Genomic DNA, 14,051 nt, shown 5'->3' on the forward strand with positions numbered 1-14,051 from the left:
AAGTGATGGAGACAAATGAAGCATATCGACGTCAACCAAGCAATGCCGGATTACACCACCTTCCCTAAGCTCCTGCTACGTAATGCGCAATTGCATGCATCGCGTCCGGCGTTCAGAGAAAAGGATTTGGGTATCTGGCAAACCTGGAACTGGGCACAAGTCTGTGATGAAGTCCGTGCGCTGGCTTGTGGGCTTGCAGCGCAGGGATTCCAGCGCGGCATGCACCTTGCCATCATTGGCGATAATCGTCCGCGTTTATATTGGGCCATGGCTGCCGCGCAATGTCTGGGCGGGATTGCGGTGCCGCTTTACCAAGATTCACCAGCGGCAGATATCGCTTATGTGCTGGAGAATGCAGAAATCCAGTTCGCAGTTGTAGAGGATCAGGAGCAAGTCGATAAACTATTAGAAATCAAACAGCACTATGCCGGGATTAGTCATATCGTGTTTGACGATGATCGCGGTATGCGTCATTACCACCAAGACGAACTCACCTCTTATGCCGTGCTGCAAGACTTGGGACGCGCTTACGACAAAGCCCATCCGGACTTTTTTATCCAGCAAGTTAACTTAGGTACAGCTGACGACACCTCCGTCATGCTCTACACCTCAGGCACTACCGGCAAACCTAAAGGCGTATGCCAAAGCCATCGCTCGTTTATCCACGCAGCGACAGGCGGCACAGGCTTTGATCAACTCAGCGAACGTGAAGATATTTTGTCTTACCTGCCAATGGCCTGGGTTGGCGATCACTTGTTCTCGTATGCACAAGCAATGACGGCAGGCTTTACCGTCAATTGCCCTGAGTCCGGTGAGACGGTATTAACCGATTTACGCGAAGTCGGACCGACCTATTATTTTGCTCCGCCACGTGTGTTTGAAAATATGCTGACCACGGTCATGATACGAATGGAAGATGCCAGCGCCATCAAGCGTAAATTGTTTCATCACTATATGGAAATCGCCCGCGAAATTGGTAGCGATATTCTGGATGGCAAACCCGTTTCACTACTCAACCGCATCCACTACGCAATCGGTAATTTGCTGATCTATGCGCCCTTAAAAAACGTGCTCGGCTTATCACGTGTGCGGGTTGCTTATACCGCCGGTGCTGCAATCGGTCCTGATCTGTTCCGGTTTTATCGCTCTATCGGCATTAACCTCAAGCAGTTATACGGCTCCACCGAAACCTGTGCCTATGTGTGCTTGCAGCCCGATGGCAACATCAAATTTGATAGCGTAGGTCAGGCAGCGCCAGGCGTAGACATTAAACTCGCCAGCAATGGCGAGGTACTGGTGAAATCGCCCTCAATGTTGTCGGGCTACTATAAACGGCCCGACGCCACTGCCGAGGTGATGGATGCAGATGGCTACTTCCATACGGGCGACGCTGGAATATTTGATAGCGATGGCCACTTAAAAATCATCGACCGTGCGGCTGATGTGGGCAAGCTGATCAATGGCGATATCTTTGCTCCCAACTATATTGAAAACAAATTAAAGTTTTTCCCCTATATCAAAGAAGCCGTCGCCTTTGGCAATGGTCGCGATACGGTCTGCGCTTTTATCAATATTGATCTGGAAGCCGTCGGCAATTGGGCAGAGCGGCGCGGCATTGCTTACTCTGGCTACACCGATCTGGCAGCCAAGGCAGAAACTTATCAGTTAATCGTTTCTTGTGTCGAGAAAGTCAATGCCAATCTGGCGGGCGAAGCCCTGATGGCTAACACCCAGATTCATCGCTTTTTGATACTGCACAAAGAACTTGATCCCGATGATGATGAACTCACCCGCACACGCAAAGTACGACGTAGTTTTGTCGCACAAAAATACGCCGTGCTGATCGATGCGCTGTATTCCGGTAAGCAGTCACAGTACATAGAAACTCAGGTCAAATTTGAAGATGGCCGTCAGGGATTAGTCAATGCTGATTTGCATATCAGCGACGTAAAAACCTATGCAGCGCATCAACAGGCGGCATGACTCATGAAAAACACAGTATGAATGCGATGGTAGATCCGATGACGATGGTGACTATGGCGACGCCCACGAATGGCAGAAAAATCGGCGAAGTGATCCTGGATTTGCAGGGCATCTCGCTGGCGTTTGGCGGCGTTAAAGCGCTGACGAATATCTCTTTCAATGTCAGAGAGCATGAAATCCGCGCCATCATCGGCCCCAACGGTGCAGGTAAAAGTTCAATGCTCAATGTGATCAACGGCGTGTATCACCCGCAAGAAGGAATGATCACTTATCGTGGTCAGCGGCGTAAAGATATGAACACCTATGCAGCGGCAAAAAGTGGCATCGCCCGGACATTCCAGAACATCGCTTTATTTAAAGGCATGAGCGTACTCGACAACATCATGACGGGACGCAATCTGAAAATGAAAAGCAATTTTCTGATGCAAGCCTTGTATTGGGGACCCGCACAAAAAGAAGAAATCGAACATCGTCAAAAGGTCGAAGAAATCATCGATTTTTTAGAAATACAGCATATACGTAAAACACCGGTAGGTCGTCTGTCTTACGGTTTACAAAAACGGGTAGAACTAGGTCGTGCCTTAGCAGCAGAGCCAGAAATCTTATTGCTAGATGAACCAATGGCAGGCATGAACGTAGAAGAAAAACAAGACATGAGCCGCTTTATTCTGGATGTCAACGATCAGCTCGGCACCACCATCGTATTGATTGAACATGATATGGGCGTGGTCATGGATATTTCAGACCGCGTGGTCGTGCTGGATTATGGCAAAAAAATTGGCGATGGTACTCCGGCGGAAGTGCTGGCGAATCAGGAAGTGATTAACGCGTATCTCGGCGTCGCCCATTGAAAGGCTAGACCAGAATGAATATCAATTTTTTCTTTGAAGTCTTAATCGGCGGCTTGCTCTCTGGTGTGATGTACGCACTAGTGGCACTTGGCTTTGTGCTGATTTACAAAGCCTCCGGTGTATTCAATTTTGCCCAAGGCGCGATGGTGTTTTTTGCGGCATTGACCTGCGTTGGTCTGACTGAGAAATTCGGCTTGTCATTGTGGCTGGCAATTCCACTCACGATGGGTGTGATGGTCTTACTCGGCTTGGCGATTGAACGTGTGGTATTGCGGCCTTTGGTCAATCAACCTGAGATCACCTTATTCATGGCAACCATCGGTTTAACTTTTTTTATCGAAGGCTTGGCGCAATTGCTGTGGGGATCGCAACCACACCGCCTGAGCTTGCCAATCGAAGATGTGCCGATTGAATATCTGATGGAAAAGTTCAACATCATCATCTCGCAATTTGATGTCATCGCCGCGCTGATCTGCGCGCTGCTGGTTACTGGGCTGGCGTTGCTGTTCTCTAAAACCAAAATTGGTCGCGCCTTACGCGCCGTAGCGGACGATCATCAGGCGGCATTGGCTGTTGGCATCCCCCTACAACAAATTTGGGCTGTAGTCTGGTCAGTGGCAGGCTTGGTTGCGCTGGTAGCGGGCTTGCTGTGGGGCGCACGTAACGGCGTGCAGTTTGCGCTGACGTTTGTCGCACTAAAGGCGCTGCCCGTGTTGATTCTGGGTGGTTTTACCTCGGTACCGGGTGCGATTGTCGGTGGCTTGATTATTGGAGCGTCTGAAAAATTAGCTGAGGTCTATATCGGCCCTATGGTTGGCGGCGGCATTGAAGGCTGGTTCCCATATGTACTGGCATTATTATTTTTGCTAGTACGGCCAGAAGGTTTGTTTGGCGAAAAAATTATCCGGCGGATTTGATTTGGCTTAGCTAAGTTGGACGAGTTGGACGAAATGGGAGCTTCTAAAAACCTTTAATCGAGATGCAGCGCTGGTCGTAGGGTGCGCCATGCGCGCCGCAGCGCGCAGCACCAACTGTGTACTGGTGCGCATGGCGCACCCTACGATGATCAGGTCATTTATTACAATGATTTTTAGAAGTTTATGAATTAGAACGTCCAATACTTCTGTGCCTTCCCAGGCAAAAATGGCCTGATAGCCGCATAGATATTGGAGATAAAAAATGAAAATATCTAAAAATGGTTTCAACATAAAGGAAACACATGTTCTATCGTGAAGCAGGTCAATTCAAATCTAGCTATGCCGCGGACAACCAGATTTTTCCGTTGCGTCAGGACAGGATCGCTATGGTCGTCCTTCTGGTACTGGCGTTTTTTGTCGTGCCGCTGATTGCGTCGGCATACACCTTTTCTGCGATCTTGATTCCTTTTCTAATCTTCTCACTGGCGGCATTGGGCTTAAATATTTTGACGGGATATGCCGGGCAACTATCGCTAGGCTCTGCTGCGTTTATGGCAGTGGGTGCGTTTGCCTCGTATAACTTTGTGTTGCGTGTTCCTGGCATTCCTTTATTGCTAGCGTTTGTGCTTGGGGGGCTGTGTGCGGCACTGGTGGGGATTGCATTTGGTTTGCCGTCCTTACGCATACGTGGTTTTTATCTGGCGGCAGCGACGCTGGCAACGCAGTTTTTTGTGGTCTGGTGTCTGACCAAAGTGCAGTGGTTTAGTAATTACAGTTCTTCTGGCGTGATCACCGCGCAGGAGATGGTGATTTTTGGTGTGAGCTTTACTACCCCAGTGAAAAAGTATCTGCTCACTCTGAGTATTGTTTGTGTGCTCGCCCTGCTGGCAAAAAATATGGTGCGTTCGAATGTTGGACGCTCCTGGATGGCGGTACGCGACATGGACGTTGCGGCAGAGGTCATCGGCTTTCGCCCTATGCGTACTAAATTATTGGCGTTCGCCGTTTCGTCATTTTATTGCGGTGTGGCAGGTGCTTTGTATGCTTACGCTTATCTTGGTACGGTGGAGCCTGATGCCTACAATCTAGATTTATCCTTCCGTATTTTGTTCATGATTATCATCGGTGGCGTGGGTTCGATTCTTGGCTCTTTTTTAGGCTCGGCCTTCATCATCTTGTTACCGATTTTTCTGAATATGATCGCGCATGGTTTGTCGCTGCCGACCAGCGTAGCGTCTAATCTGGAGCTAATAGTATTTGGCGGCTTGATTATTTTTTTCCTGATAGTAGAACCACATGGTCTGGCGCGCTTGTGGCAAATTGCAAAGGAAAAATTGCGCTTATGGCCTTTCCCGTATTAAGTTGTATCAATCAATAAGTAATCAGTAAAAACAGTAAAAAAAACATTAAGCAACAAGTACAAATAGTTGCAATATCCATCCAAAAAAGGAGACATCATGAAATTGCTTAAATCAGTATTAGTCAGTGCAGCCTTAGTCAGCACTGTTGCGCTATCTGGCTTGGTGCAGGCGGATGAACAGTTCATCCCCTTACTGTCGTATCGGGTCGGTCCGTATGCAGCGGGTGGCTCGGGATTTTATGGCGGGATTATTGATTACTTTAATCTGGTCAATGCCAAAGGTGGCATGAACGGCGTCAAGCTGACATGGGAAGAATGCGAAACTGAATATAACGCCTCGCGCGGTATCGAATGTTATGAACGTCTTAAACATGCCAAAGGTGGCGCGTCCTTAGTTGATCCGCTTTCTACCGGTATTGCATACGGTATTCTGGATCGCGTGGCAGAAGATAAAATCCCGATGACGATGCTGGGCTATGGCCGCTCTGATGCAGCCAACGGTAAGGTGTTCCCTTATATCTTCCCGCTGATTACCAGTTACTGGAATCAGGCTGCCGCCATGACCAAATATCTGGGCGACAAATCGGGGGGCATGGATAAGCTCAAAGGTAAAAAAATCGCTTATCTGTATCACGACTCCGCCTTTGGTAAAGAGCCCTTACCTGTGCTGGAGGCGCAAGCAAAACAATACGGATTTGATCTGGTAAAAATCCCTGTCGCGCATCCTGGTAACGAACAACAATCGCAATGGCTGCAAATCCGTCAGGCCAATCCTGACTACGTCATTTTGTGGGGCTGGGGCGTGATGAATGCGGTAGCGATCAAGACCGCGCAACGCAATGGCTTCCCACGTGAAAAAATGCTCGGTGTATGGTGGGCTGGCTCTGAGGAAGACACCATCCCGGCGGGTGACGCAGCAAAAGGCTATTCTTCCATGACTTTTAATACCCCAGGCAACTACCCAGTTCTGGATGAAATCCGCAGCAAAATCTATGCGCCCGGTAACGGCAATCTGGCGGACAAAACCCGTATTGGTTCGGTGTATCACATGCGTGGCGTAACTGCTGGCATGTTGTGGGTTGAGGCCATCTTAAAAGCGCAAGAAAAGTACGGCAAAGGTAAGCAAATGACAGGCGAGCAAATCCGTTGGGGCTTCGAGAATCTGAACGTGGACGATGCACGTCAAAAAGCCTTGGGCGCTTTTGGTATGTTCCCGCCGGTCAAAACATCTTGCGACGATCATGAAGGTTCTGGCGCAGTCAAAGTACAGCAATGGAATGGCAGCAAATGGGTCGCCATCACACCGAACTGGATGGTCGGTGACAAAGCATTGACCCGCAGCTTGCTCGAAGAATCGTCGAATAAATATGCCGCTGAGAAGAAAATTACACCAGCTTGTTTGAAATAAATTGTTGCGACGAGGGAGTCGCTGTGCCCGTAAAAAATATCATTGGCACAGCTTCTTTCCCCTGTTTTATTGATCAACAATAAATTGGATGAAATCGCAGGTGAGATCGATATGACGACCCATAGTATTGCTGGTATCACTGATGCGGTAGCGGCCAGCCCCGCCTATCTGAGTGTGAATAATATTGAGGTGATTTACGACCACGTCATCCTGGTATTAAAAGGGATTTCGCTGCAAGTCCCGCAGGGCAAAATCGTTGCTCTGCTCGGTGCTAATGGCGCAGGGAAATCAACCACGCTCAAAGCGATCTCCACCTTATTACGCAATGAACGCGGCGATATTACCAAAGGCGATATTTGCTTTAAAGGACAGCGAGTTGACCATCTGACACCGAACGAATTAGTCAAACGCGGCTTATCGCAAGTGATGGAAGGTCGTCATTGTTTTGGACATCTCAGCATAGAAGAAAATCTGCTGACGGGTGCGTACACGCGCAAAATCTCACGCGCTGAATTAAAAGAATCGCTAGAGATGGTGTATCACTATTTCCCCCGTTTAAAGCAGCGTCGCACGTCGCAGGCAGGCTATACCTCTGGCGGCGAGCAGCAGATGTGCGCAATCGGTCGTGCACTGATGGCGAAGCCCTCGATGATATTGTTAGATGAGCCGTCGATGGGAATCGCACCACAATTAGTCGAGGAGATTTTTGACATCGTCAAAAGTCTGAACACCAAAGAAAACGTCTCATTTTTACTGGCGGAACAAAACACTTATGTCGCTTTACGTTACGCCGATTTTGGCTACATCCTGGAAAACGGTCGAGTCGTGATGGAGGGTGACGCTAAAGAGTTGGCAACGAATGAGGATGTCAAAGAATTTTATCTAGGTGTCTCCGGTGCTGGTCGCAAGAGTTTCCGTGAGATGAAATTTTATCGTCGTCGTAAGCGTTGGCTAGCGTAATTAATACCTATTTTAAATCTCGTCAATAACGTTACCCCCTACTAGAACAAGCTATGAACGCCTATCTGGATGCATTAGAAACCCGTCACCCTCCAAGCCGCGAGCAAGCCTTGTTAACACGCTTGCCGCAACTGATTGCACATGCGCAGACTGCACCGGGATGGGCGCATATTTTGCAGGGAGTACAGGCGTCTGAGATTAAAAGCAGGCAAGCACTGGCGCAGTTGCCGGTAACGCGCAAATCGGATTTAAAAACCATACAAAAAACAGCATTACCTTTTGGCGGATTAACGACAACAGCACCGCGGCAATTGAGTCGTATTTTTATGTCGCCCGGTCCGATTTTTGATCCTGAAGGTCGTACACAAGACTGGTGGCGCTTCGCCAGACCGATGCACGCAGTCGGCCTGCGTGCAGGTCACATCATACAAAACTGTTTTTCTTACCACTTCACGCCTGCGGCGTTTATGGTGGAGGGCGCGGCGGCTAAGCTGGGTTGTACCGTGATTCCGGCAGGCATAGGCCAGACCGAGATGCAAGTCCAAGCCATGGTGGAATTACGTCCTGATGCTTACGTAGGTACGCCCAGTTTTTTAAAAATCATCATCGACAAAGCGGCAGAAATGGGCGCGGATATCAGCAGCGTGCAATACGCGATTTTGGGCGCAGAAGCCTTACCACCCAGCTTGCGAAAATGGCTGCAAGAACACGGCATACCGAATGTGGTGCAGATGTATGCCACTGCAGATATCGGCAATATCGCTTATGAGACGCTGACCAACGGACAAGTCAATCCCGGTATGGTATTAGACGAAGATATCTTGCTAGAAATCGTCCGCCCGGGCACCGGTGATCTGGTAGCAGAAGGGGAAGTCGGCGAAGTCGTGGTCACGTCCTTCAATCCGGATTACCCTTTAATCCGCTTTGGCACTGGCGATATGTCAGCTACCTTGCCGGACATCTCGCCATGCGGCCGTACCAATACCCGTATTAAGGGATGGATGGGGCGCGCCGATCAGACCACCAAAATTAAGGGGATGTTTGTGCACCCGTCACAGGTCGCAGAGATCGTCAAACGCCATCCGCAGATTCATAAAGCCCGACTGGTTGTGACAGGTGAAATGGCGAATGACGTGATGACTTTGCATTGCGAGGTGGATAAAACAGCCGAAACGTCCACGCAAACAGATTTTAAGGAAGCCCTGATCAATTGCATGCGTGACCTGACTAAACTACGCGGCGATGTCGTGTTGCTGGCGAAAGGTAGTCTGCCCAATGACGGCAAAGTCATTGATGATGCCAGAACCTATGAGTAAACCATTCTCACGACATCTTAGCGGCAACGATTTCAATTTCGACCAAAAATCCTGGCCTGACTAACGCAGGAATCACCATCAGCATAGAAGCAGGTCTGGCATCGCCAAGAAAACGACTGCGGACTTGCACATACTCAGGGACATCAGACTCCTGTGTTAAGTAGTGGTTAATTTTTACCAAGTCGTTTACCGTCATTCCCGCACGATCTAGCATAGTAAGGATGTGCTGCCAGGCCATCTCTGCCTGTGCCACGATTCCATCCGGCAATGCGCCACCCAATGCCAAACCTGGCGTACCCGATGTCATCAACCATCTTGCGCCTGTTGGCACTTCTATTGCATCTGTGTACTTACCAATTTGGCTGGCGACGCCAATATTGTGCTGAGTATTCATTTATTTCTTTCGTTATGGACAGTGCCAACGATTATGGGCAATATAGATGCTCGACGTTTCACCTTGCGATGAAATATGGCTGACACACTAAATACCGCACTCAACATACCAGCCGTTGCCAATTTGATGGCCGACCCCGCACGGGCAAAAATGCTTTGGACTTTGATTGATGGCACGATGCGTCCTGCCGGTGAGTTAGCGTTTGCAGCCAATGTATCGCCACAATCTGCCAGTGCCCACTTAACTAAACTGGTCGAAGGTGGCCTGCTACTTTCAGAGGCGCAAGGACGGCATCGATATTTTAAAATTGCGAGCACCGAGGCCGCGAATTTGATCGAAAACATGGCCTCATTTGGCGCATCAATCCAAGCGAAAACACCACGTAGTCCACCGCTGCTAAAAACCATGCCCAGTCAATTTTTGCATGCAAGGACTTGCTACGACCACTTGGCAGGCGATATGGCAGTGAAAGTGTTGCAGGCTATGCTGAAATCCGCATGGCTGGTCAGCGAAGGACAAGATTTTGCGTTGACGCCTTTAGGTAAAGAGAAATTAGCTGCGCTAGACATAGAGGTGCAGAGTGAAACTAAAGGGCGACGGCTATTTGCACGCAGTTGTGTCGACCTGACGCAACGACGCCCGCATCTGGCGGGCGTTTTGGGCGCTGCATTGCTTGATTTGTATGTGCGAGATGGGTGGATACTCAGGACGACTCAATCTCGCGTAGTCAACATCACACCCAAGGGACATGATGCCTTTAAATACATACTCGGCGTTCGTGACTAATTAGTCTGTTAGTCAGGCCTTGATTACCCAATACTAAATCAAGGTAATCAAGCCTGAAGAATACAAACTACCAACGACGCCAGTGTCCGTATCCGTAGCCGCCATAGCCATAACCCCAGGCTGGTGCAACGACGACAGGCGCGGGTCTGACATACACCGCCGGACCGTATGGTGCCGGTCCGTAGACCGCACAGCCTGATAACAAACTTGAGGCGACGACCGCTGTGATGATGGCATAGCGGGAAACATGCTGAGATAAACTCAACGAAAGGTTGTTCAGTGGCAGGCGCATGATGGGCTCCTTTTAATTAATTGTCCGTGTAGGGAATTAACTCTTTGGAGGCGATTTGCGTTGACGAAAAGCTTGTAAGCGAATGTTGCGTCCGTAAGCAACTATGACTAATTTTTTGACTCGGCTTGATGACAACTCATCGATATTAAGGTGTTCATTCCGGTGAAATGAACATGGTAATAGGCGGTCTGCTATCTATGATTTTATTTATACTCCCTATATGTATATTTAACCGTCCATGTATTAACTAGACATTAGAGCATTTTTATGAAAAATACAGGGGAGTATATTTTAATTCGTTGATTGATCTCGATAAAATAATGTTTGAGCCAAGGTCTGAACCGTGCCCTAAGTTAATCTCTAAATTAGTTAGATTCCTTGATCAGACGACCCGAGGTCTTTTGTATCGGTCTGGCGTTCATCGGATACAAACGGTTGAAGATCGCTAATTGCTCTGCGGATATTTCTATCGGCTCTTTCATGACCAGCCACAATACGCCTTCGGTACAAGGTGGTTCGGTCAGAGACCCCATAAAAGTGTAATAGTCGCGCCTGGCTGGCAGTATCTCGTTTAAATCCATTGCAGCAGGTCCTTGCATGGAGTCATTTTTTTCCAGCGGCAAATTATTCCAGACCGATTGCCCCAGACTATGCGGTTTGCCGCGCTCAATCAGCACTGCGAGGATCGCGAGTTTGCCATCAGCATCTTTGTGTACCAGATGCACGACCATCTCAAAACCTTTGCCATTGACGCGCTCTTCCGCTGGCTTATGGAAATGGAATTGCACCAGCTCAAAACTACGGCCATTCACCGTAATGTAATTGCCGGGACCAAGGTTGACCTGAATCGTATGACCAGTGTCCGTGACTCTGAAACCAGCCGGTTTATAGTCAAAACTGACGGGAGCCAGATCCACCCGGATACCGTCACGGATATCAATCGGCGATTGCCGGTCGCCGCTATCGCACTTGGCGTTAGCAGGGCTAATCTTGCCCCAGTTTAAAGGTCCGCCCTCACCTTCATAACTCCATTGCACCGGTTTGCTGGATGCCATGGTGCCGTTGGGGCTGATGGTCATGCCACGGCTATCCATGATTTTTTCTTTTGACATGTCAGCGCTTACTGGTTTTTTGACCGGTGGTGCATAGGCGTAACTTCTCGCCATCGCCTTAGGATTGCTACGGGACGTTTCTTCTTTTTCTTTGCGGATGATGGCGAGCTTGTCGGCAATTTTGGCGGCCAGCTCATCGGCGGCTAGAGCTTCTTTGGCACGCGCTGCGGCGGCAGCTTTACTTTCTTTGGTTTCTTTCGGTTCTTTGTCTTTGCTGTCTTTTTCTTTCGCAGCGGGTTTTGCTTCGTCTTTTACCGAAGCCTCCTCTTTTGCGGCAGCTGGTTTAATCGGTTTAGACGGAGTCGGCTCGTCATTCGCCTGCACCTGGGCGCACAGCAATACGGGGATCAGCACAGCAATCAGGCGACGCATCATAAGAATTGGGAAGTAGTTGGCGGGGTATGACGAGGTTACGGCAGATTGTGGAAAAAACTTGAATGGCGGCAAGAGATCGCTACGATGAAGGAAATTTTAGCCTTGCAACTGCCGGCAGTTTGATCCGTGTACGTTATGATAAAAATATACTGGTAATTAGTATATATAGATTGTCCATATAATTGCTGGACAATAGAGCAATTTTTATAAAATAAAAGGGGAGTATGTTGAACGGATGGCTATATTCAGGTTAAATATTGATCATCGTCACATTGATGTTCAAAAAAACGGAAGCGTCATTCCGGCGTGTTTTAAGCCGGAAACTAGCGACAGCAAACGTTATCAAGATGAAGACACGGGATTCCGGCTAAAACCATGCCGGAATGACATGAGAAAGTAATGCGCTGGCAGCAAAGTAAAAAAGCATCCGGTATGGATGCTTTTTAGAGTGATTTTTGAGCGCGCCTGCAAGTTTGTCAGGACACACTCGCAATCAATTACAGCGCCATCAAACGCGCTTTCGCCGCATCGTATTCCAGCTTAAACCGCGCAACGACTTCCGCCACGCTTGGTGCATCTTCCATCAGACCTACGCCTTGGCCAGCGCCCCAGATGTCGCGCCAGGCTTTGGCTTTACTGCTGCTGCCTGAGCCAAAGTTCATGGCGGTTTTATCGGCGACTGGCAAATTGTCCGGGTCGAGGCCAGCAGCGACGATGGATTTTTTCAGGTAGTTGCCGTGCACTCCGGTGAACAGGTTGGTGTAGACGATATCGGCTGCGGAGGATTCAATAATTGCATTGCGATAGCCATCATCCACATTCGATTCTTGCGTTGCCAGCCAGCGTGAGCCGATGTAGGCAAAATCTGCTCCCATCGCCTGGGCTGCCAAAATCGCATCGCCGGAGGCAATCGAACCGGACAACGCAATCGGACCTTTGAAGAACTTGCGCACTTCGCCGACCAGCGCAAATGGCGACAAACCACCGGCATGGCCACCAGCACCAGCAGCGACCAGTATCAAACCATCGACACCCGCTTCCAACGCTTTTTCTGAGTGACGGATAGAAATCACGTCATGCATGACGATACCGCCGTAGCTATGGATCGCGTCCAGCATCTCTTTTGGTGGTGCGCGCAGGGATGAAATGATGATAGGAATTTGATGCTTGACGCACATTTCTACGTCATGGGCGAGGCGATCATTGGATTGATGCACGATCTGATTGACCGCAATCGGCCCGACTTTGGCGGTCGGATTGGCGGCTTGATAGTCGGCCAGTTCTGCTTTCAGATCGGTCAGCCAAGTGTCTAGTAATTCTGCCGGACGAGCGTTGAGAGCAGGGAAAGAGCCGACGATACCAGCCTTGCATTGGGCGGCGACCAGCTTAGGACCGCTGGCGATAAAGAGCGGTGAACCTATCACTGGCAGCGAGAGATTTTGTAAGGCTTTAGGTAGATGAGAAGTGGTCATAATCTTGTCTCTAATGTGGTTTGTCTGGTCTGAACTTGGTACTGATGTTTTTGCTGACGTTTTTGTTGATGTTTGTACTGATCTTAGAAATTATTTTGGTATTTATTAATGATGCTGATATGATGTTATCAGAAAAAACGTTGTTTTTCATAAAAAATTTGCGGGTCATTATGCCAACACAAAAACCCAAAGTCATCGATTTTAAGCAGGGGCAGGAAGAGCTACGCAGCACTTTGCGCCAAGGCATGCTGGATGCCGCCAGCCGCTTGCTGGTGGAAGAAGGCGCAGCCGCGCTGACGGTACGTAAAGTAGCCGAGGCGGTCAATTGTTCGACCACGCTTTTGTACTCCTTGTTTGGCGGTAAGGACGGTTTATCCAATGCCCTGTATCTGGAGGGTTTTAGCCGGCTTAAACAAGACTTTGCTACCTACGAAGCTAGCCTTCCACTTGCCGAAAAGACGCATGGCCTCGATCGATTGTGGATGTATGCCACCAATTATCATCAATACGCCCGCCGTAATCCTAGCTATTACATGGTGATGTTTGGCGATGCGATTGCAGGCTTTGTGCCACCGCTAGAATCGCGGGTCGCCGCCTGGGAATCCTTTACGCCGCTGATCAATGAGTTTGACCACTGCATACAAGAAGGCAGCCTGCCCACGACGACTAAATCGACCAATGCCGCGCGTCTTTTGTGGGCGGCAATGCATGGCGTGATCAGCCTGGAACTCAAAGGGTATTATTTAAAAAAAGAGCATTCGGATGAACTGTATCGCGCAGCCGTGAATGCCGTATTGCAATCGCTTAAACATCCTGAAGCATAAG

At 49.1% G+C, this 14,051-nt stretch carries 14 protein-coding genes; 9 read left to right on the forward strand and 5 right to left on the reverse strand.

The annotated features are described in order from the left end of the window. Positions 1-15 precede the first annotated feature (15 nt). The 3 genes from AAKU64_RS14905 to AAKU64_RS14915 are packed head-to-tail and all read left to right on the forward strand — an operon-like array spanning position 16 to position 3,751. Entirely contained in the window at positions 16-1,983 is a 1,968-nt protein-coding gene (locus AAKU64_RS14905; RefSeq protein WP_503012617.1) for an AMP-dependent synthetase/ligase, read from the forward strand. A 17-nt stretch (positions 1,984-2,000) separates the two neighbouring features. Beyond that, positions 2,001-2,834: an ABC transporter ATP-binding protein gene (locus AAKU64_RS14910; protein ID WP_503012619.1), complete on the forward strand. Its 834-nt coding sequence runs from the start codon at positions 2,001-2,003 to the stop codon at positions 2,832-2,834. 20 nt (positions 2,835-2,854) lie between these two features. After that, the gene (locus tag AAKU64_RS14915) at positions 2,855-3,751 is read left to right on the forward strand and encodes a branched-chain amino acid ABC transporter permease (protein ID WP_354333350.1); all 897 of its coding nucleotides are present in this window, start codon (positions 2,855-2,857) and stop codon (positions 3,749-3,751) included. A 6-nt stretch (positions 3,752-3,757) separates the two neighbouring features. On the opposite strand, the gene AAKU64_RS14920 is transcribed toward AAKU64_RS14915, so the two are convergent. Then, a complete protein-coding gene (locus AAKU64_RS14920; protein WP_354333309.1) occupies positions 3,758-4,042 on the reverse strand; it encodes a hypothetical protein in 285 nt (94 codons plus the stop codon). Positions 4,043-4,053: 11 nt separating this feature from the next. Between AAKU64_RS14920 and AAKU64_RS14925 the strand changes: the two genes are divergently transcribed. The 4 genes from AAKU64_RS14925 to AAKU64_RS14940 all read left to right on the forward strand — a co-directional run bounded on the left by AAKU64_RS14925 (position 4,054) and on the right by AAKU64_RS14940 (position 8,795). Next, positions 4,054-5,112, forward strand: a complete 1,059-nt coding sequence (locus tag AAKU64_RS14925; RefSeq protein WP_354333307.1) for a branched-chain amino acid ABC transporter permease — start codon at positions 4,054-4,056, stop codon at positions 5,110-5,112. 96 nt (positions 5,113-5,208) lie between these two features. After that, positions 5,209-6,519 carry an ABC transporter substrate-binding protein gene (locus AAKU64_RS14930; RefSeq protein WP_354333305.1) on the forward strand — a complete coding sequence of 437 codons (1,311 nt, stop codon included), beginning with the start codon at positions 5,209-5,211 and terminating at the stop codon, positions 6,517-6,519. A gap of 111 nt (positions 6,520-6,630) precedes the next feature. Next, the gene (locus tag AAKU64_RS14935; RefSeq protein ID WP_354333348.1) at positions 6,631-7,479 is read left to right on the forward strand and encodes an ABC transporter ATP-binding protein; all 849 of its coding nucleotides are present in this window, start codon (positions 6,631-6,633) and stop codon (positions 7,477-7,479) included. Between the two features lie 53 nt (positions 7,480-7,532). Then, the gene (locus AAKU64_RS14940; protein WP_354333304.1) at positions 7,533-8,795 is read left to right on the forward strand and encodes a phenylacetate--CoA ligase family protein; all 1,263 of its coding nucleotides are present in this window, start codon (positions 7,533-7,535) and stop codon (positions 8,793-8,795) included. 7 nt (positions 8,796-8,802) lie between these two features. Here the strand turns inward: AAKU64_RS14940 and AAKU64_RS14945 are convergent, their stop codons facing one another. Further along, positions 8,803-9,189 carry a RidA family protein gene (locus AAKU64_RS14945; RefSeq protein WP_354333302.1) on the reverse strand — a complete coding sequence of 129 codons (387 nt, stop codon included), beginning with the start codon at positions 9,187-9,189 and terminating at the stop codon, positions 8,803-8,805. Between the two features lie 75 nt (positions 9,190-9,264). Between AAKU64_RS14945 and AAKU64_RS14950 the strand changes: the two genes are divergently transcribed. Continuing rightward, a complete protein-coding gene (locus AAKU64_RS14950; RefSeq protein ID WP_354362350.1) occupies positions 9,265-9,975 on the forward strand; it encodes an ArsR/SmtB family transcription factor in 711 nt (236 codons plus the stop codon). 67 nt (positions 9,976-10,042) lie between these two features. Here AAKU64_RS14950 and AAKU64_RS14955 read toward each other — a convergent pair whose 3' ends face one another. From AAKU64_RS14955 to AAKU64_RS14965, 3 genes are all read right to left on the reverse strand, one after another. After that, entirely contained in the window at positions 10,043-10,267 is a 225-nt protein-coding gene (locus tag AAKU64_RS14955; RefSeq protein ID WP_354333360.1) for a hypothetical protein, read from the reverse strand. A gap of 365 nt (positions 10,268-10,632) precedes the next feature. Continuing rightward, positions 10,633-11,754, reverse strand: a complete 1,122-nt coding sequence (locus AAKU64_RS14960; RefSeq protein WP_354362351.1) for a carbonic anhydrase — start codon at positions 11,752-11,754, stop codon at positions 10,633-10,635. Positions 11,755-12,251: 497 nt separating this feature from the next. Continuing rightward, positions 12,252-13,226 carry an NAD(P)H-dependent flavin oxidoreductase gene (locus AAKU64_RS14965; protein WP_354333296.1) on the reverse strand — a complete coding sequence of 325 codons (975 nt, stop codon included), beginning with the start codon at positions 13,224-13,226 and terminating at the stop codon, positions 12,252-12,254. A gap of 170 nt (positions 13,227-13,396) precedes the next feature. On the opposite strand from AAKU64_RS14965, the gene AAKU64_RS14970 reads away from it, so the two are divergent. Further along, entirely contained in the window at positions 13,397-14,050 is a 654-nt protein-coding gene (locus tag AAKU64_RS14970; protein WP_354333294.1) for a TetR/AcrR family transcriptional regulator, read from the forward strand. Position 14,051 lies beyond the last annotated feature (1 nt).

Source organism: Undibacterium sp. GrIS 1.8, assembly GCF_040544445.1.
Lineage (GTDB): Bacteria > Pseudomonadota > Gammaproteobacteria > Burkholderiales > Burkholderiaceae_D > Undibacterium.